At 59.9% G+C, this 17753-nt stretch carries 14 protein-coding genes, 6 tRNA genes and 1 pseudogene; 15 read left to right on the top strand and 6 right to left on the bottom strand.

The features are described from left to right. Positions 1-199: 199 nt before the first annotated feature. The 4 genes from JFT87_RS25260 to JFT87_RS25245 all read left to right on the top strand — a co-directional run bounded on the left by JFT87_RS25260 (position 200) and on the right by JFT87_RS25245 (position 3901). Positions 200-1006 (top strand): alpha/beta fold hydrolase, encoded by an 807-nt coding sequence (locus JFT87_RS25260; protein ID WP_201205822.1) that lies wholly within the window; start codon positions 200-202, stop codon positions 1004-1006. After that, the gene (locus JFT87_RS25255; RefSeq protein ID WP_201205820.1) at positions 1003-1857 is read left to right on the top strand and encodes an alpha/beta hydrolase; all 855 of its coding nucleotides are present in this window, start codon (positions 1003-1005) and stop codon (positions 1855-1857) included. Before JFT87_RS25260 ends, JFT87_RS25255 begins: the two co-directional genes overlap by 4 nt. 115 nt (positions 1858-1972) lie before the next feature. Continuing rightward, positions 1973-2779, top strand: coding sequence for a DUF4892 domain-containing protein (locus JFT87_RS25250; protein ID WP_201205818.1), 807 nt, complete (start codon positions 1973-1975; stop codon positions 2777-2779). 69 nt (positions 2780-2848) lie between these two features. Continuing rightward, the gene (locus tag JFT87_RS25245; protein ID WP_201205816.1) at positions 2849-3901 is read left to right on the top strand and encodes an AI-2E family transporter; all 1053 of its coding nucleotides are present in this window, start codon (positions 2849-2851) and stop codon (positions 3899-3901) included. 287 nt (positions 3902-4188) lie between these two features. Here the strand turns inward: JFT87_RS25245 and xopAW are convergent, their stop codons facing one another. From xopAW to JFT87_RS25230, 3 genes are all read right to left on the bottom strand, one after another. Beyond that, entirely contained in the window at positions 4189-5055 is an 867-nt protein-coding gene (gene xopAW, locus JFT87_RS25240) for an EF-hand domain-containing protein (RefSeq protein WP_201205814.1), read from the bottom strand. Between the two features lie 138 nt (positions 5056-5193). Continuing rightward, positions 5194-6243: a sensor histidine kinase gene (locus JFT87_RS25235; protein WP_201205813.1), complete on the bottom strand. Its 1050-nt coding sequence runs from the start codon at positions 6241-6243 to the stop codon at positions 5194-5196. Then, the gene (locus JFT87_RS25230) at positions 6243-7001 is read right to left on the bottom strand and encodes a response regulator (protein ID WP_201205811.1); all 759 of its coding nucleotides are present in this window, start codon (positions 6999-7001) and stop codon (positions 6243-6245) included. Before JFT87_RS25230 ends, JFT87_RS25235 begins: the two co-directional genes overlap by 1 nt. 293 nt (positions 7002-7294) lie before the next feature. On the opposite strand from JFT87_RS25230, the gene pyrF reads away from it, so the two are divergent. Beyond that, on the top strand, positions 7295-7993 hold the full coding sequence (pyrF, locus tag JFT87_RS25225; RefSeq protein WP_201205809.1) for an orotidine-5'-phosphate decarboxylase: 699 nt from the start codon (positions 7295-7297) through the stop codon (positions 7991-7993). A gap of 139 nt (positions 7994-8132) precedes the next feature. Here the strand turns inward: pyrF and JFT87_RS25220 are convergent, their stop codons facing one another. Then, positions 8133-9137 (bottom strand): NADP-dependent oxidoreductase, encoded by a 1005-nt coding sequence (locus JFT87_RS25220; protein ID WP_201205807.1) that lies wholly within the window; start codon positions 9135-9137, stop codon positions 8133-8135. A 237-nt stretch (positions 9138-9374) separates the two neighbouring features. On the opposite strand from JFT87_RS25220, the gene JFT87_RS25215 reads away from it, so the two are divergent. The 4 genes and pseudogenes from JFT87_RS25215 (at position 9375) to JFT87_RS28935 (ending at position 13775) form a co-directional block, all read left to right on the top strand. Further along, positions 9375-10136 (top strand): SDR family oxidoreductase, encoded by a 762-nt coding sequence (locus JFT87_RS25215; protein ID WP_201191566.1) that lies wholly within the window; start codon positions 9375-9377, stop codon positions 10134-10136. 186 nt (positions 10137-10322) lie between these two features. Beyond that, positions 10323-11699: an aminotransferase-like domain-containing protein gene (locus JFT87_RS25210; protein ID WP_201205805.1), complete on the top strand. Its 1377-nt coding sequence runs from the start codon at positions 10323-10325 to the stop codon at positions 11697-11699. A gap of 108 nt (positions 11700-11807) precedes the next feature. Beyond that, positions 11808-12866: pseudogene (locus JFT87_RS28940) on the top strand (methyl-accepting chemotaxis protein); the annotation flags it as partial. A gap of 27 nt (positions 12867-12893) precedes the next feature. Next, a complete protein-coding gene (locus JFT87_RS28935; RefSeq protein WP_446739748.1) occupies positions 12894-13775 on the top strand; it encodes a methyl-accepting chemotaxis protein in 882 nt (293 codons plus the stop codon). 146 nt (positions 13776-13921) lie between these two features. On the opposite strand, the gene JFT87_RS25200 is transcribed toward JFT87_RS28935, so the two are convergent. Beyond that, entirely contained in the window at positions 13922-14680 is a 759-nt protein-coding gene (locus JFT87_RS25200; protein WP_201205802.1) for a hypothetical protein, read from the bottom strand. 393 nt (positions 14681-15073) lie between these two features. Here JFT87_RS25200 and JFT87_RS25195 point away from each other — a divergent pair. From JFT87_RS25195 to JFT87_RS25170, 6 genes are all read left to right on the top strand, one after another. Next, a tRNA-Glu gene (locus JFT87_RS25195) sits at positions 15074-15149 on the top strand. A gap of 3 nt (positions 15150-15152) precedes the next feature. After that, a tRNA-Gly gene (locus tag JFT87_RS25190) sits at positions 15153-15228 on the top strand. Positions 15229-15333: 105 nt separating this feature from the next. Continuing rightward, positions 15334-15409 (top strand) — tRNA-Glu (locus JFT87_RS25185). 3 nt (positions 15410-15412) lie between these two features. After that, a tRNA-Gly gene (locus JFT87_RS25180) sits at positions 15413-15488 on the top strand. 57 nt (positions 15489-15545) lie between these two features. Then, positions 15546-15621: transfer RNA gene (locus tag JFT87_RS25175), tRNA-Glu, on the top strand. Positions 15622-15624: 3 nt separating this feature from the next. After that, positions 15625-15700: transfer RNA gene (locus tag JFT87_RS25170), tRNA-Gly, on the top strand. 141 nt (positions 15701-15841) lie between these two features. On the opposite strand, the gene JFT87_RS25165 is transcribed toward JFT87_RS25170, so the two are convergent. Further along, complete coding sequence (locus tag JFT87_RS25165; RefSeq protein ID WP_201205801.1) at positions 15842-17581, bottom strand: dipeptidase; 1740 nt, start codon at positions 17579-17581, stop codon at positions 15842-15844. Positions 17582-17753 lie beyond the last annotated feature (172 nt).

The following is a 17753-nucleotide window of genomic DNA, read 5'->3' as shown; positions in this document are numbered from 1 at the left end:
GATGTTCCGCGTTCGCCGGTATTGCGGCTGCTACGCAACCGAGCGCGAGCAAGCTCGCTCGCCACAGGGTTCTGCGTGAATGCTTAATGGGTTATAGCTCTGGCCGGACTGTCATCATTCCTGTCAGTTACGGTCATTGCTGTAGGACGGCGTCTTGCGGACAATCAACCCCATGTTTCTCGCCCATGGATTGACCGGTATGTCGCAGCAGATCTTTTTCGCCCACGCCAATGGCTTTCCTTCGGGGACCTACGGCAAGTTGTTCGCGGCGTTGGCACCTGAGTATCAGGTGACGCATCTGGAGCAGCACGCCCATGATCCGCGCTTCCCGGCGGATGACAACTGGTACAACCTGGTGGGCGAACTGATCCATCACCTCAAGCAGCAACCAGAACCAGTCTGGGGCGTCGGCCACTCCTTTGGCGGCGTGCTGCACTTGCACGCGGCCCTGCGTTGCCCCGAGCTGTATCGCGGTGTGGTGATGCTCGATTCGCCGGTACTGACCCGTGCCGATCAATGGGTGATCCTCGCCGCCAAGCGCTTCGGTTTCATTGATCGCCTGACCCCGGCCGGTCGCACCTTGGGCCGGCGCGAAGAGTTTGCCGATCTGGACAGCGCACGCAGTTATTTTGCCGGCAAAACCCTGTTTCGCGGTTTTGACCCGGAATGCTTCGACGCCTACTTGCAGCACGGCTTGCACAAGGTCGGCGACAAGCTGCGCCTGCGCTTCGATCCGGCCACGGAAATCAGCATCTACCGTGGCGTGCCCCACACCAGCCCCGGTCGTGCACGACAGTTGAAAGTGCCACTGGCGGTGGTGCGCGGACGTAACAGCCGTGTGGTCATGCGTCACCACGCCCGCTCTGTCGGGCGCATGCCGTTGGGCGAGTCGCTGACCATGCCCGGCGGCCACATGTTTCCCCTCGAACGTCCGCAGGACACCGCCACGCTGCTGAAGGATCTGTTCAGTCGCTGGGACGGTCGCCACCAACAGGATTGCGCATGAGCCACGTTGTCGAAGAAGTCCGCCTGAGCCTGCCGCACATCGAGCTGGCGGCGCACCTGTTCGGCCCCGAGGACGGTCTGCCGGTGATTGCCTTGCACGGCTGGCTCGACAACGCCAACAGCTTTGCCCGGCTGGCGCCCAAGCTCAAAGGCTTGCGCATCATTGCGCTGGACATGGCCGGTCACGGTCATTCCGGGCATCGTCCGATTGGCGCCGGCTACGCGATGTGGGACTACGCCCACGACGTGTTACAAGTCGCAGAACAGCTGGGTTTGAAGCGGTTTGCGCTGATGGGGCACTCCATGGGCGCGATTGCTTCATTGATTATTGCCGGGTCGATGCCTGAGCGTGTCACGCATCTGGCCTTGATCGATGGCGTGATTCCTCCGACAGATAAAGGTGAAAACGCCGCCGAACGCATGGGCATGGCCCTACAAGCGCAACTGGATCTGCGGGAGAAACGCAAACCGGTCTACAGCACCCTCGACCGCGCCATCGAAGCGCGCATGAAAGGCCTGGTGGCGGTCAGTCGCGAAGCCGCCGAACTGTTGGCGCAACGGGGCCTGATGCCGGTGCCGGGTGGTTACACCTGGCGCACCGACAACCGCCTGACGCTGCCATCGCCGCTGCGTCTGACACAAGAACAAGCGATGGCCTTCGTCCAGCGCATCAGTTGTCCTGCGAAACTGGTGGTCGCGGCTGACGGCATGCTCGCCAAACATCCCGAGTTGCTGGAGCGTCTACCCTTTAGCCGTGAACAGCTGCCCGGCGGCCATCATTTGCACCTGAATGACGAACCCGGCGCCGACCTTGTCGCAGACTGTTTCAATCGGTTCTTCGCCGTTCCTTGACTTGCGCCGGGCAACTGTCGAGGCTGGGCGGGTTGAAATGGGAGACAACCATGATAGATCTCTACACCGCTGCGACCCCGAATCACACAGTCATGCTGATCCGATGAGCCTGCCCATGCGATCACTCAGTCTGCTGGCGTTGTGTTGTTTCAGCCCTTTATTGTTTGCCGCCGATGTGCCGGGCAGTCAGGACTTGCCCATTGTGCCGCGCCTGGCCGATGCGCAGATCGTCGACTTTCGCCCACCGGTGGATCTTGAGCGGATTTATCCGCTGGGCTCGATCCGCAAGATCAGCGGCCAGTTGCGTTTCGACGGCCAGGTCAGCGCCCGCGGGCAAACCACCTCGGTGACCTACGAGCTACCGCCGGAACATTCCGCCACCGAAGCGTTTACCGTTGCGCGCGAAGCCTTGCAGAAGCAGGGCGCCGAACTGCTGTTCTGGTGCCAGGCCCGCGATTGCGGCGAAAGCAGCCTGTGGGCCAATGAAGTCTTCGGCAACGCCAAGCTGTTTGGCGCCGACGATCAACAGTCTTACTTGTTACTGCGGCTGGCGGCACCCAAGGACAATTCGCTGGTGGCGCTCTACAGCATCACTCGCGGCAATCGCAAAGCCTACCTGCACGTCGAGCAATTTGAAGCCGCCGCGCCGCTGGGGGATTTGTTGCCAACGTCCGCGACCTTGCTTCGCCAGCTCAAAAGCACCGGTGAGCTCGATTTCCCGAAACTGAGTGCCGATCCCGACGACACCTGGCTGCGTTTGATTTCTCGCGGTTTGAACCTGGACACTACGCTGCGAGTCAGTGTTTCCGGGCCTAAAGCCGAGGCTTGGCGCCAATCGCTGATCGCCCAGGGCGTGCGTGCGGCGCGGATGGAAGCCGGCAACGTCGAAGGTGCTGGGCTGCACATCGAATTGTTGCGATAAGCTGCATCAGGCGAACGCGTCCCGCGCGTTCGCCTACTCTTTTGCGAACTGACTTTTTCGAGATCTTACATGCTCAATAACGATCGGCTGTTGGTGCAGATTCTGCTCCTGGTGCTGTTTGGCGCGAGCTTCTGGGTGATGGCGCCGTTCTGGTCGGCATTGTTCTGGGGCGCGGTATTGGCGTTCGCCAGTTGGCCGCTGATGCGTTTACTGACCCGTTGGCTCCATGGCCGTGAATCCCTGGCGGCGGCGTTGCTGACCCTGTGCTGGATGTTGCTGGTGGCGGTGCCGTTGGTGTGGCTGGGGTTCAACCTGGCGGATCACGTGCGCGATGCCACGGTGTTTATCAAGGATGTGCAGGTCGACGGCCTGCCGGAAGCGCCGGCCTGGCTGGGTACACTTCCCTTGGTCGGTGAACGCCTGGTGGGTGTCTGGAACAGCATCGATGAGCAAGGTGCGGCGATGATGCTGGCGGTCAAACCTTATCTGGGGCAGGTCGGCAACTGGTTGCTGGCGCGCAGTGCGCAGATCGGCGGCGGTATTCTCGAACTGACGTTGAGCATTGTCTTCGTGTTCTTTTTCTACCGTGACGGGCCGCGATTGGCGGCGTTTGTCCATGGGTTGCTGGAGCGGTTGATCGGTGACCGCGCCGGGTACTACATCGAACTGGTCGCCGGGACGGTGCAACGGGTAGTCAACGGTGTGATCGGCACCGCGGCGGCCCAGGCGATTCTGGCATTGATCGGCTTCTTGATCGCCGGGGTTCCTGGTGCGTTGGTGCTGGGGATCGTGACGTTCCTGTTGAGCCTGATTCCGATGGGGCCGCCACTGATCTGGATCCCGGCCACGGCTTGGTTGGCGTGGAAGGGCGAGTACGGGCTGGCGGTGTTCCTCGGGATTTGGGGGACGTTCATCATCAGTGGCGTGGACAACGTGCTGAAGCCATACCTGATCAGTCGCGGTGGAAATTTGCCGTTGGTGATTGTGCTGTTGGGTGTGTTTGGCGGGTTGATCGCGTTCGGGTTTATCGGTTTGTTCATCGGCCCGACGTTGTTGGCGGTGGCTTACAGCCTGTTGACCGATTGGAGCAAAAGCCAGGGTAGGGTTGAGGAGCGGCGCTGAGCGCTTTTGGGTTGGGGTGAATATCCGTTTTTACGGGTGTTGCCTGGGGCTTGGGGTTCCTTCGTAGCGGCCAGCTCCCGAGCTGACGCTCATCCTGGTAGGAGCTGAGCTTGCTCGCGAAGGCGGCCTGACAGCCGCCCCATCTCTATCTGAATGCACGCGATTCAAACTGTGGGAGCTGGCTTGCCAGCGATGGGGACATTCCAACCCGCCAATCTTCCATTGAATGTACGCAAATGACCGTTTCCAAACCCAACCTGGAAACGATCACCTTGGACCCGGTCAACTCAAGTCGCGACATTCAAATACTTGCCCACCGATGCAGTTTGCTCCAGTGAGTATTGCTTGCTCAGGTTGGCGATCATGCGATTCAGCGCTTCGGTGGTGCTTTGGGTCGAGGTTGTCTGTTGTTCATCCGGGCGTTCGCGTCCAGCTTGCAACGCCGCTTTCAGTTCGTCGCTGCTGACGCCGCCGCTACTGTCGCTGTCCAGAACCTTGAGCAGCGCCGCACTGGTGTCGGTGCTGGTTGTCGAGGTGCTGTCGCTGGCCTGCAACGCGCTACTCAATTCGGTGGCGGTGACGCTGCCGTCGCCATCGGCATCGAGTTGGCTGAACAGTTCGTCGCTGTTCACTTGCGGCGGCGGTGGTGGTGGGGGCGGGGTCAGGCTGGCGGTGAGTTCGTCCTGGCTGACGACGCCGTCCTTGTTCTTGTCCAGGGCCGAGAATATTTCGCTGCTGTTGGCGGTGCTGCCGGCGCTGGTCAAGCCGCTGCTCAGTTCGTCGCTGCTGATGGCACCGTCGCCATCGGCGTCGAGGGCGCTGATCAGGGCGTCGGCGAGGTCGGTGTTCGGCGTTTGATCGCCATGCGGTGGCGGTGGGGGCGCCATGGCGGTCATTTCTTCAGCGCTGAGGCCGCCGCTGCCGTCGCTGTCCAGGTCACCGAATTGTTTGCTCAGGCTGACCAGCAGGCCGTCGTCGGACTTTTGCGACAGGGCGCTTTTCAGTTCATCCTGATCCACCGCACCGTCGCCGTTGCTGTCGAGTTTGGCGAACAGTTCTTTCTGCAGTTGCTGGTTGCGCGCGTTTGGTGTGGTGGTGCTGCTGGTACTCGTGCTGGTATAGCTCGTGTTGCTGCTGCTAACGCTACCGATCATTGGGCTCACTCCTTGGGATGGAAAACCGGTGAGTGCACCGGCTTATGCAGCCTCAAGGGGCAAGTTGTCGTGGGTATGTGGCGTTTGTACCGGTTGGTACACAGTCGTCAGGCTGAAGCAAACCCTGTGGGAGCGGGCTTAGGTTCGGGGAAGGCAAATGACCGCAGTGAGGCCGCCGCCGGGGGTTTCTTCCAGGCTCAGTTGCCCGCCCAGGCGTTCCGCCGCCTCCCGGGCGATGGTCATGCCCAGGCCGACGCCACCGGAGTTGCGGTTACGTGAACCCTCCAGCCGAAAGAATGGCTCGAACACCGCTTCGCGTTTGTCTTCTGCAATCCCTGGCCCGTGGTCGATTACCCGGATCACCAGTTGCCCACGGCTGTCTTCGAGGGTGATCAGTGCTTGCCCGGCATAACGCAGGGCGTTGTCCATCAGGTTGTTTATGCACGAACGCAGGGCCATGGGCTGGACTTGCAGCGGTGCGCAATGACCACTGGCCTGAACATCGGCGCCCTGGTCCTGGGCGTTTTCGCTCAGGGATTCCACCAGTGCCTGCACGTCCATCCACTGGCGGGCCTCGCTGGTGCGCTGTTCGTGAAGGTAGGTGAGGGTGGCGTCAAGCATGCCGATCATGTCGTCCAGATCCTGACGCATCTGGCCTTGTAGCTTGTCGTCTTCGATTTGTTCCAGTCGCAGCTTGAGTCGCGACAGCGGGGTGCGCAGGTCGTGGGACACCGCACCGAGCATCCGAGAGCGCTGCTGCACTTGCTCGATGATGCGTCGCTGCATCTTGTTGAAGGTGTGGGCTGCTTGCCGTGCTTCCCGGGGGCCGGACTCGTCCAGTGGCGGGCTATCGAGGTTCTCGCTCAAGCGTTCGGCCGCATCGCTCAGGCGTTGAATCGGCCGGCTCAGCAGTTTGGCGCCGTACCAGGCCGCGATGACCAGTGAGATCAGCTGAAAGGTCAGCGGCACCAACGGGCCGCCGAACCAGGGCCGTGGTGGCCGTTTCTGGAAGCGCGGGTCCATCGGCGGCTGTTGCCCGTCGAAGTTCTCGGAGAACCCAGGTGGCGGCGGAGGGGGAGGCGGGCCGTAATGGTGAAACCAGAAAAATGCCAACAGGTGCGCCAGGATGATCGCGATCAGCAACACACCAAACAGGCGGCCGAACAGCGTATCGAAGCGCGCACGCATCAGCCGATGTCCCTCGCGTCGAACAGGTAACCCTCACCGCGAACGGTCTTGATCAACTGCGGTGCCTTGGGGTCATCCCCGAGTTTCTGGCGCAGGCGCGACACCAGCAGGTCGATGCTGCGATCAAAGGCTTCGATCGAACGACCACGAGCAGCATCCAGCAATTGTTCGCGACTGAGCACCCGGCGCGGACGTTCGATGAACACCCAGAGCAGGCGGAATTCGGCGTTGGACAGTGGCACCACCAGGCCATCGGCGGCGATCAACTGGCGCAAAACGCTGTTCAGGCGCCAGTTGTCGAATCGAATATTCGCACGCTGTTCGGTACGATCGTCGCGCACCCGACGCAGAATGGTCTGAATCCGCGCCACCAGTTCCCGTGGCTCGAACGGCTTGGCCATGTAGTCGTCGGCGCCCAGTTCCAGGCCGATGATCCGGTCGGTGGGTTCGCAGCGCGCGGTGAGCATCAGGATCGGGATGTCCGATTCGGCACGCAGCCAACGGCACAGAGACAAGCCGTCCTCGCCGGGAAGCATCAGGTCGAGCACCACCACGTCAAAATGTTCCGCTTGCAGCGCCAGACGCATGGCTGCGCCATCGGTGACGCCGCTGGCGTGGATATTGAACCGGGCCAGATAGTCGATCATCAATTCGCGGATCGGGACGTCATCGTCGACGATCAGGGCGCGAATGCTCCAGCGTTTGTCGTCGCCGGGCGCTTTTTGATCGTCGTTCACAGGTGCAGGGGTGTTTTGCATGCGTGCGTTCATCTGCCAGGTAGGCTGCCAACCACAAAGATGGGCTGCGAGGTTGTGGCTTCAGCATAGGCGTCCTGCCCGAAGGCGGGAAGTGCTGTAAGGACGTGTTGCGGCTCCCGAGGGTAGCGATGAAGGATGTTGTGGGCGTGTCGTGAGTGTATCCGGCTAGACACAATTGGCCAAAGGGCTAGTCTTGCTTGAGCTGCGACGACGAATTACCGATCATCGGGTCCCGCAGCGGCGCTGGTTCCGCTACAATGCGCGCCGATTTCGTCCTGCCTGAGAGCCCGCACATGTCCGTCTGCCAGACTCCTATCATCGTCGCCCTGGATTTCCCCACCCGTGACGCCGCACTGAAGCTGGCCGACCAGTTGGACCCTAAATTGTGCCGGGTCAAAGTCGGTAAAGAGTTGTTCACCAGCTGCGCCTCGGAAATCGTCGGCACCTTGCGCGACAAGGGTTTCGAAGTGTTCCTTGACCTCAAGTTCCACGACATTCCGAACACCACCGCGATGGCGGTCAAGGCTGCGGCGGAAATGGGCGTGTGGATGGTCAACGTGCACTGCTCCGGCGGCTTGCGCATGATGGCAGCCTGCCGTGAAGTGCTCGACCAGCGTACCGGCCCCAAGCCGTTGTTGATCGGCGTGACCGTGCTGACCAGCATGGAACGTGAGGATCTGGCGGCTATTGGCCTGGATATCGAGCCGCAGGAGCAGGTGCTGCGTCTGGCCGCGTTGGCGGAAAAAGCTGGCATGGACGGCTTGGTGTGCTCGGCGCTGGAAGCCACCGCACTGAAAACTGCACACCCGTCGCTGCAATTGGTCACTCCGGGTATTCGTCCGGCGGGCAGCGCACAAGACGATCAGCGCCGCATTCTGACCCCGCGTCAGGCGCTGGATGCCGGTTCCGATTACCTGGTGATTGGTCGCCCGATCAGCCAGGCGGCTGATCCAGCCAAGGCACTGGCCTCCGTAGTCGCCGAAATCGCTTAACCAGCCAGCGAAGATCCAAATGTGGGAGCGAGCTTGCTCGCGATGAGGGCATGTCAGTCGACATCAATGTTGTCTGACACACCGCTATCGCGAGCAAGCTCGCTCCCACATTGGTTTTGTGGTGCTTTGAAATATCGGGTTAAACCTTCAGAACCAACTTCCCGAAATTCTCCCCGCTGAACAACTTCATCAGCGTCTCGGGGAACGTCTCCAGTCCTTCCACAATGTCTTCCCGGCTCTGCAACTGCCCCTTGGCCATCCAGCCGGCCATTTCGTGTCCGGCGGCGGTGAATTGCGCGGCGTAGTCCATCACTACAAAACCTTCCATCCGTGCGCGATTGACCAGCAGCGACAGGTAGTTGGCCGGGCCCTTGACCGCTTCCTTGTTGTTGTATTGGCTGATGGCGCCGCAAATCACCACTCGCGCTTTCATTGCCAGGCGACTCAGTACAGCATCGAGAATATCGCCGCCGACGTTATCGAAATACACATCCACGCCCTTCGGACATTCGCGCTTGAGCCCGGCGACCACGTCTTCGTTCTTGTAGTCGATGACCCCGTCAAAACCCAGTTCATCAATCAGGAACTTGCACTTGTCGGCGCCGCCCGCAATGCCGATGACGCGGCAGCCCTTGATCTTGGCGATCTGCCCGGCAATGCTCCCCACCGCGCCTGCCGCGCCCGACAGCACTACGGTGTCGCCGGCCTTCGGTACGCCGACGTTGAGCAGAGCGAAGTAGGCGGTCATGCCGGTCATGCCCAACGCCGACAGGTAGCGCGGCAGTGGCGCCAGTTTCGGATCAACCTTGTAGAAGCCTCGCGGCTCGCCGAGGAAGTAATCCTGAACGCCCAGGGCGCCGTTAACGTAGTCGCCCACCGCAAAGCCCGGGCTGTTCGACGCAATCACTTTGCCTACACCCAATGCGCGCATTACTTCACCCAGGCCGACCGGCGGGATGTAGGACTTGCCCTCGTTCATCCAGCCACGCATGGCCGGGTCCAGGGACAGGTATTCGTTCTTGACCAGGATCTGACCCGTGGCCGGTTCGCCGACCGGTACTTCTTGATAGGTGAAGGTTTCGCGGGTCGCCGGGCCTACCGGGCGTTTGGCGAGCAGGAACTGGCGATTGGTCTGGGTAGTCATGACAGGCACTCAAGATGAATGAAGCTTTGTTGATAGACCTTCATGGCTGATGCCGCAAGGTTGGCTGATGCGGCGAATGCAGGTCGATCCAGTGCAGTGATAGTCGGGCGGTCGCTTCTATCACTGCGATTCATGGGCGCTCAACCGGCCTTCTGATAGTGCTGCCGCGCGGCAGGCCCCTGTGGCTAGACTGCAAGCACGCAATCGCTCCGCATTCTTCTCTTCGAGGACATAACAATGAGCATGACGTTTTCCGGCCAGGTAGCCGTTGTGACCGGTGCCGCCAACGGTATTGGCCGCGCCACCGCCCAGGCCTTTGCGGCTGAAGGGTTGAAGGTCGTGGTCGCCGATCTGGACACGGCGGGCGGCGAAGGCACGGTAGCGCTGATTCGCACGGCGGGCGGCGAAGCGACCTTCGTGCGCTGCAACGTCACCGTGGAAAGCGAGGTAAAACATCTGATGGACGAAGTGGTGAATACCTACGGCCGTCTCGACTATGCCTTCAACAACGCCGGTATCGAGATCGAAAAAGGCAAGCTGGCCGACGGCACGATCGATGAGTTCGACGCGATCATGGGCGTCAACGTCAAAGGCGTCTGGTTGTGCATGAAGTATCAGTTGCCGTTGCTGCTGGCCCAGGGCGGCGGGGCGATCGTCAACACTGCGTCGGTAGCCGGCCTGGGTGCTGCGCCGAAGATGAGCATTTACGCCGCCTCCAAGCACGCGGTGATCGGCCTGACCAAATCGGCCGCCATTGAATATGCAAAGAAAAAGATCCGCGTAAACGCAGTGTGCCCGGCGGTGATCGACACCGACATGTTCCGTCGCGCCTATGAGGCTGACCCGAAGAAGGGTGAGTTCGCCAATGCCATGCACCCGGTAGGTCGCATCGGCAAGGTCGAGGAAATCGCCAGCGCGGTGCTGTATCTGTGCAGTGACGGCGCGGCCTTCACTACCGGGCATTCGCTGGCCGTGGATGGTGGTGTAACGGCGTTCTAAAGCCGCGCCACAGGAAAACAACCCGCCGTCGCGCGGGTTTTTTCGCCGGCGATCAGCGCTGTGTATCCGCTAAACAATGTGTATCAAGGCGTTAGAACGGTCGCTTTTGGCGGCGTTGTCGCACAGCCTGTCCGGCACGGCTGTGATTTACTGCCGCCAGCAAAACGGACAGGAGTTTGCGAGCTCATGGAATTGAGAATTGACCGACAGGCATTGGTGCCTGTTGTACAGCAGATTGTTGACGGACTCATCGACTGGATCATGCAAAGTGGCGCGCCACCTGCCACGCGATTGCCCTCGGTTCGACAAATTGCCCGGGGCAATCTGCTCAGTCAGTCCAGTGTGGCCGAGGCCTGCGAGCGGTTGGTCGCGCAGGGCGTTCTGGCCTCACGCCAAGGGGCTGGGTTCATGGTCGCGGCGTCACCCAAAACACTCAACAGATCGGCCGCTTGTAAGGCTGGCTGCGGTGTCTCGTGTGCGGCGGTCAGCGGATTGAAACTGGGCAGCGGTGGGTTGCCCGAGAGTTGGCGTGAGTCCGATGACCTGAGTTATGCGATTCGACAGGTTGCCCGGACAGACATGGCCAGTCTGTTTGGCTACAGCTCGGCATTGGGCCTCCCTGCGCTGCGCGAACAGATCGTCAAACGCCTGAAAATACTCAGCATCGAGGCCCACGAGAGCCAACTGGTGACCACGGCGGGGGCCAGCCACGCACTCGATCTGATCGTGCGAACCCTGTTGCGGGCCGGGGACTGCGTGGTGGTTGAAACCCCCGGTTATGCACCGCTGTTCAACCTGTTGCGCTTGCATGGCGTGCACATGATCGAGGTGCGTCGCACACCGATAGGGCCGGACATCGGTGCGCTCGAAACGCTGCTGCGCGAATTTCAGCCGAGCGCGATGTTTATCAACAGTCACCACCACAATCCGACCGGCACGAGCCTGACGCCGGCGGTGGCGCAGCAGCTCCTGCAACTGTGCAGGCTGCATCAGGTGCGCCTGATCGAAGACGATGTCTACGCCGATCTGCACAGTGGCAATGGCACGCGACTGGCTGCGCTCGATGAACAGGTAATTTATGTGGGCAGTTTTTCGAAAACCCTGAGCAGTTCGCTGCGGGTCGGCTTCATCCTGGCTGACACTGAGCTGATTGCACGGCTGGCGCAGGTCAAGATGATCAGTTGCCTGGGCGCTTCGGGTTTCAATGAGGCGGTACTGGCGAGTCTGATCGCCAGTGGCGCTTATCGCAAACTCGTGCAGCGCCAGTGTCAACGGTTGAATACCGATCGCACGGCCGCGTTGCAGTTGCTCGAAGATGCCGAGTGGGAAGTCTTCGGCAAGCCTGCCGGAGGCTTGTTCATCTGGGCGCGACCGCCGATGTCCGACTACGCTCAGCTGCGCGTGCAGGCGCGGCGTTTCGGTGTGCTGCTGTCTTCTCCTACGGCATTCAGCCCGACCGGTGAAGCCAATGACTGGCAACGGATCAATGTCGCCAGTGCCTGCGATCCGCGTGCCCGGCGGTTTTTTCAGGCCACCGCTGTGGATCGACCTAAAACGTTCTGAAAACGACGTAGGCGTAGCTTTTTGCCATTATTCCGACGCCAGAGACTTGTGTTGACACAGGCCCGTTGCGAATCTCCATCTACAGACTTTGGCAGGGGACTACGAGCAATGATTTCGGCCGTGCAAGGACGTTTTGCCAACCTCGGTATGGCAAAAAAACTGGGTGTCGGGTTTGTCCTGGTGCTGTTGTTGACAGCCTTGGTGGCAGCCATTGGCGTATGGTCCCTGCGAACCATCAGTCAGCGTTTCGACGGGCTCAAGCAGATGTCATCGCTTAACAGCGGCTTGCTCAAGGTGCGTTTGCTAGAGCAGGAGTACGCCTTGCACGGCAACCCGAAAACCGCCGATGCGCTGCATCAGGGGGTTGATGCGCTGATTGCCCTGGCGACTCAGTTGAAGGCGCAGTCGGCGCTCAACGTGCCGGTCATGAACGATGTCGAGCAGTCGCTTGGTGCCTATCGCAAGGCCTTCGACGAATTTGTCTCATTGACCCAGGCCAAGGACCTGGCCCTGGAAATGGCCAGTTGGTCGGTGTCCAGCGTGGCCAATAACCTCGATGTATTGCAGGCCGGCCTCGCAGACGATGGCGCCTATGCCTTGAAGGAGTCCGAGGGCAAGGATGGTTCGCAGTTCATTGAGCAGGCCAATCAGGTCAGCCAAGTGTCACGGTTGATGTTGCAGGCCATGAATGAGGCCCGTGTGCGCCTCGACCAGAGCCGCAAGGGTGACGACGACAGCGCCGGCAAGGGCAAGATCGAGCAGGCCGACCAGGCACTGGCTCAGGCCGAGCAGCTGAAAACCACGGTCAAGGACGAGGGTTACCAGACTGTCCTCAATGAAGTGACCGGTCATATCGCCAGTTTCAGTGACAAACTCACCGAGTACACCGGCCTCCTGGCCCAGGAAAAAACCGTCTATGAGCAACTGCACCAGCGCGCCGCTCAAGTGGTGGAGCGGGTGGATCAGGCCTACGTGGCTGAAGACGGGGCGATGCAGGCCGAGCTGAAAAAGAACTCGTTGTTGATCATTGGCTCCTCGGCGCTGGCGCTGCTGGTCGGGCTGATCGCGGCGTGGGTGATTACCCGGTTGATTGTGGCGCCGCTGCGCAGTGTGATTCGTGTCGCTCAGCAGATTGCCTCGGGTGATTTGAGTGCGACGGTTGAAGTAACCCGCCGCGACGAAATCGGTCAGTTGATGCAGGCCATGCAACAGATGGGCGCAGGCCTGAGCAGTATCGTCAGTGGTTTGCAGGCCGGCATCGAACAGTTGGCCAGTTCCGCGCAATCGCTGTCAGCGGTGACCGAGCAGACCAACCTGGAAGTCAGCAGCCAGAAAGAAGAAACCGAGCAAGTCGCCACGGCAATGAATCAGATGACCGCCACGGTGCATGACGTCGCCCGTAACGCGGAGGAAGCCGCCACGGCGGCGCAGACCGCGGACGACAAGGTCGAGAGTGGTCAGCAGGTCGTACGCCAGAGCATGGCGCGGATCGAGCAACTGGCGGATTCGGCGACTTCGGCCAGTTCCAGTATCGAGAGCCTGAGTGCGGAGATCCAGAACATCGGCACGGTGCTCAGCGTGATCAAAAGCGTGGCCGAGCAGACCAACCTGTTGGCCCTCAACGCGGCCATCGAGGCAGCCCGGGCGGGTGAGCAGGGCAGGGGCTTTGCGGTGGTGGCCGACGAAGTACGGGCGCTGGCCAAGCGTACTCAGCAATCGACTGAGGAGATCGAGCGGTTGGTGAGTGCCTTGCGTTCGGCGGCGCAGTCGTCGGTACGGCAGATTCAGAACAGTGGTGAGTTGGTTAAGTTGGCGGTCAGTGATGCGCTGCAGACTGAGAGTGCGTTGGGGAGTATTGCGGCGGCGGTGTCGTTGATTCAGCAGATGAACCAGCAGATTGCGGCGGCGGCCGAGGAGCAGAGTTCGGTGGCTGAGGAGATTAATCGCAGTGTGACGAGTATTCGTGCGAGTGCGGATCAGTCTTCGTTGGCGATGCGGGGGAATGCGGCGTCCAGTATTGAGTTGGCGCAGTTGGGGGTTGAGCTTAAGGGGATGGTCGGGCATTTTCGACTTTGAGCCTTGGCGGCCTGGCAGCGGGCCCACTGCTTCGGCCAATACCCATCCCAAGCAGGAGCTGCCGAAGGCTGCGATCTTTTGACTTTTGATTGGCAAGACGCGGCATACAAAAAAGCCACCTCTCGGTGGCTCTTTTTTTCTTCCAATCAGTCGTAAATCACTTTTTTCTTCCAGTCGGCATCTGCCTCGACGTCTTTGAGGCCTTCGGTCAATTGGTTGACCTCGCCTTCTGCCGGGGCAGTTTTGTCCATGACTTGGGCGTTGGCGCGAGCCAGGAGTTTTTCCAGGTATTCGAGTTGTTCGGCGTATATCTGCGGTTCTTGTTGCTTGCGCAGGTATTGCACGCCGCGTTCGAACGCCAGGCGAGCCTGGCCAGGCTGGTTCTGTTGCAGGGAGTGTTGGCCGAGGTTGTTGAAGAACTCGATGTGCAGCAGCACCAGGATGTGGCGCACTTCGCGGATCCAGCGCTTGGCTTCATTGGTCGGCAAGAAGCCGTCCTGAGCAGCGCGGGTGATCTGGCCATGCAAGGCTTCGAGCAGGAAGCGCACGTCCTTGGCCTTGGCCTCGGTCTGGATCGGTGCCGGGGGGTTGTTCACCGGGATCGATTCGCCTTGGGCAACCAGGGTGTTCAGCTCGGCGATTCGTGCCTTGACCGATGCACTGGTTTTCTCAAGGTTCAGCAGGCGCTGGCAGACGTTCAGCTCCAGACGGGTCAGCAGCAGCTTGAGCGCTGGTGTCATCAACTGACCGGGGAAGGTCTCGGTGATTTCGCCACAGCGACGCAAACGGTCGTTGAGTTCAACCTTGGTACGGGCCTTTTCCAGCTTATTGTTTTCCACCACATGGTTCATGTAGCCAATGGCGATCAATAGTGCGATCCCGGCTATGACTAGCAGGGTGATCATGAGTGGTGTCACCGGTAAGACCTCTTTATAGGGTTCGCGTGCGAGTGTAGTGGCTTGGCATGGGGGCGCATAGGGCCGCTCGACGAGTTGAATCGGCCACGACTCTACTTATATCGGCCGCAAGGCTGCTTATATAAGTAATAGCGCGCGAGGTGCACATTGCCATCATTTGTTGCGTGGGTGGACTATAGCGCCTTGGCGGGTGCCAGAATATAGGCGTCAAACGCCGGACGACGGAAAACCCGGATTCGCCTCCCAAAGCGGGGCGAAGTCATTGATTTAAATAAATTTATATCAGGGGGTTGACGACCCCTCAATCCATCCATAGAATGCGCGCCACTTACAGCGTAAAGCACACAGCGAAACGCGGTAGGTAGTGAATGTTGTACGTGTGTCCCCTTCGTCTAGTGGCCTAGGACACCGCCCTTTCACGGCGGTAACAGGGGTTCGAGTCCCCTAGGGGACGCCATATGCGGGAATAGCTCAGTTGGTAGAGCACGACCTTGCCAAGGTCGGGGTCGCGAGTTCGAGTCTCGTTTCCCGCTCCAATTTTAAACAGCGTTGCTTTCGGGCAAAGCTGAGTGAAACCAGAACCGATATCTTCGGATACGGATTTGGGCACTGGAATACACACCATGTGTTTCAGTTAGCGTGTCCCCTTCGTCTAGTGGCCTAGGACACCGCCCTTTCACGGCGGTAACAGGGGTTCGAGTCCCCTAGGGGACGCCATTTGCGGGAATAGCTCAGTTGGTAGAGCACGACCTTGCCAAGGTCGGGGTCGCGAGTTCGAGTCTCGTTTCCCGCTCCAAATTCTAAAAGCGCCGCTCAGTGAGCGGCGTTTTTATTAGTGAAAGTTGTAGCCTGTGTCCCCTTCGTCTAGTGGCCTAGGACACCGCCCTTTCACGGCGGTAACAGGGGTTCGAGTCCCCTAGGGGACGCCATTTGCGGGAATAGCTCAGTTGGTAGAGCACGACCTTGCCAAGGTCGGGGTCGCGAGTTCGAGTCTCGTTTCCCGCTCCATATTTAACAAAAACGCCGCTCAGTGATGAGCGGCGTTTTTGTTTGTGCGCGATTTGTCGCCGCCAATAAAAAAGGACCTTCACGGTCCTTTTTTGTGCCTGCCAGAACCCGACCACACACGGGTCGGGTTCTAACCCTGGGTCAGAGCTTCGGCAACTGCCCGATACGCCCCATCATCTCGGTCACGATCTGCAGGTCCAGCAGGAACTGGTCGACAGTCTTGAACTCGTTGTCAGTGTGCCCGGTGTACTTGACCTCTGGCCGGGCCAGGCCGAACTGCACGCCATTGGGCAGCTCATGGACCGAAGTGGCGCCAGCGGAGCTGCCAAACTTGTGTTCCATGCCGAGGTTTTCAGTGGACACGGCCAGCAGGGCTTTGACCCATTCGCCCTCAGGGTTGCGGTACATAGGCTCAGCGATCGAGTAGTTGAAGGTTGCTGCAACGTGGGACTTCTTGCTCCAGGCGCCAATCTTTTCAGCAATTTTCGTCTTGAGCGCTTCCGGGGACTCGCCCTTCGGCACGCGCAGATTGACCGCGAGCTTGAAGGCTTTCTTATCCATCCCGACATAGGTCAGGGACGTGGTCAGCGGCCCCATGAAGGCATCGGAAAAACCAACGCCCAATTTGCCACCCAGATAGTCCAGGCCCCAGTTATCGGCGGCGTAACGGGCGGCGTCAGTGATGTGGTTGTGCTTGAGCGCAACCTTGCCGTCGAGGCTGTTGATGAAGTCCAGCATCCTGGCTACCGGGTTGACGCCTGATTCGGGCTCGGAGGAGTGGGCGGAGACGCCGGTGACCGTCAGTTTGACGTCCTTGCCGTCGACCTTGGCGCTCACTTCGAAGTTGCCGCCATTGCGCTTGGCATAGTCAGTCCCGGCCGTCTGCAGGCTGGCAGCCAATTCGGCGGGTTTGTCAGTCACCAGGGTGGCGACCGAAGCCGACGGAATCTGGTTAGTGGCCAGGCCGCCCGTCATCGAGATGATTTCGGCGCCTTTGCCCTCTGCCTTGCGCTTGGCAAAGCTCGCCATGACGGTGCCGTAGCCTTTCTCGGCAATCACTACCGGATAGCCGCCATCCAGCGCCAGGTTGTAGTTGGGTATCGGGTTGTGTTCGAAGTAATAGGGGATGGCGTCGCCGGTGGTTTCCTCGGTGGTGTCGACCAGCAGCTTGAAATTCCTCGCCAGTGGCAGCTTCTCTTCCTTGATGATCTTCATGGCGTAGAGCGCTACGACGATGCCGTTCTTGTCATCCTCGGTGCCCCGGCCGTACATGCGGTCGCCGATCAGGGTGATCTTGAATGGATCGAGTTTGGTGCCGTCTTTCAGGACCCAGTTCTCCGGCGTCACGGGCACCACATCGGCATGCGCGTGAATGCCCACGACTTCATCGCCACTGCCTTCCAGGGAGATTTCATAGACACGGTTGTCGATGTTGCGAAAGTTCAGGTTGAAGGCCTGGGCAAGGCCCTTGATCTTGTCGGCGATCTTGATGAATTGCGGGTTGTCATGCTGGGCAACACCTTCCACTTGGAAGGTCGGGATTTCCACCAGTTCGCGCAGAGTCTCGGTGGCAGCGGCGCCATACTTCACTCGTGCATAGAGGCCAAGCAGGCGATATATCTCGTTCTGCTGATCTGGGGAAAGTGTCTTGTTGTCGAGGAAAGCACTGATTGCCGGGCCGAGGTCGTCGGTTTTGGCAAGATCGCTCTTGGCCAGGCTTCCCAGGAACTGCCTGAAGTCTGTCACCGAGGCGTCACTGAAAGTCTTGAGAATGGTCGCGCTCTGTTGCGGGGTGATGCTGGCGTGCGCAAGTGTGGTAAACGACGAAAGGCTGGCCAGCATCAATGTAGTTGCGGCCAGTTGTTTGAGAGAAAAATCCATTGCTGGGGGCATTCCTTTGCAGGCGGTTTGTGAGAAATGTCTGATCGATAGGTCAGAAACATTTTTTAAACTAACACCATGAGGGAGCGATAGGGGAGCCCTCGAAGTGGGATCTGTCGCACAGAAACGCAAAAGCGACGCACAAACGAAAAAGGCCCGCCAGTCAGACTGA

The sequence above is a fragment of the Pseudomonas sp. TH15 genome (genome assembly GCF_016651105.1).
In the GTDB taxonomy this organism is placed as follows: domain Bacteria; phylum Pseudomonadota; class Gammaproteobacteria; order Pseudomonadales; family Pseudomonadaceae; genus Aquipseudomonas.
The sequence above is the reverse complement of the archived record's forward strand: the minus strand, read 5'-3'. Positions and strand labels throughout refer to the sequence as shown.

Coding starts and splice junctions, on each gene's coding strand:
- JFT87_RS25260 (WP_201205822.1), top strand. CDS start 200: ATGTCGCAGCAGATCTTTTTCGCCCACGCCAATGGCTTTCCTTCGGGG.
- JFT87_RS25255 (WP_201205820.1), top strand. CDS start 1,003: ATGAGCCACGTTGTCGAAGAAGTCCGCCTGAGCCTGCCGCACATCGAG.
- JFT87_RS25250 (WP_201205818.1), top strand. CDS start 1,973: ATGCGATCACTCAGTCTGCTGGCGTTGTGTTGTTTCAGCCCTTTATTG.
- JFT87_RS25245 (WP_201205816.1), top strand. CDS start 2,849: ATGCTCAATAACGATCGGCTGTTGGTGCAGATTCTGCTCCTGGTGCTG.
- xopAW (WP_201205814.1), bottom strand. CDS start 5,055: ATGATCGGTAGCGTTAGCAGCAGCAACACGAGCTATACCAGCACGAGT.
- JFT87_RS25235 (WP_201205813.1), bottom strand. CDS start 6,243: ATGCGTGCGCGCTTCGATACGCTGTTCGGCCGCCTGTTTGGTGTGTTG.
- JFT87_RS25230 (WP_201205811.1), bottom strand. CDS start 7,001: ATGCAAAACACCCCTGCACCTGTGAACGACGATCAAAAAGCGCCCGGC.
- pyrF (WP_201205809.1), top strand. CDS start 7,295: ATGTCCGTCTGCCAGACTCCTATCATCGTCGCCCTGGATTTCCCCACC.
- JFT87_RS25220 (WP_201205807.1), bottom strand. CDS start 9,137: ATGACTACCCAGACCAATCGCCAGTTCCTGCTCGCCAAACGCCCGGTA.
- JFT87_RS25215 (WP_201191566.1), top strand. CDS start 9,375: ATGAGCATGACGTTTTCCGGCCAGGTAGCCGTTGTGACCGGTGCCGCC.
- JFT87_RS25210 (WP_201205805.1), top strand. CDS start 10,323: ATGGAATTGAGAATTGACCGACAGGCATTGGTGCCTGTTGTACAGCAG.
- JFT87_RS28935 (WP_446739748.1), top strand. CDS start 12,894: ATGCAGGCCATGCAACAGATGGGCGCAGGCCTGAGCAGTATCGTCAGT.
- JFT87_RS25200 (WP_201205802.1), bottom strand. CDS start 14,680: ATGATCACCCTGCTAGTCATAGCCGGGATCGCACTATTGATCGCCATT.
- JFT87_RS25165 (WP_201205801.1), bottom strand. CDS start 17,581: ATGGATTTTTCTCTCAAACAACTGGCCGCAACTACATTGATGCTGGCC.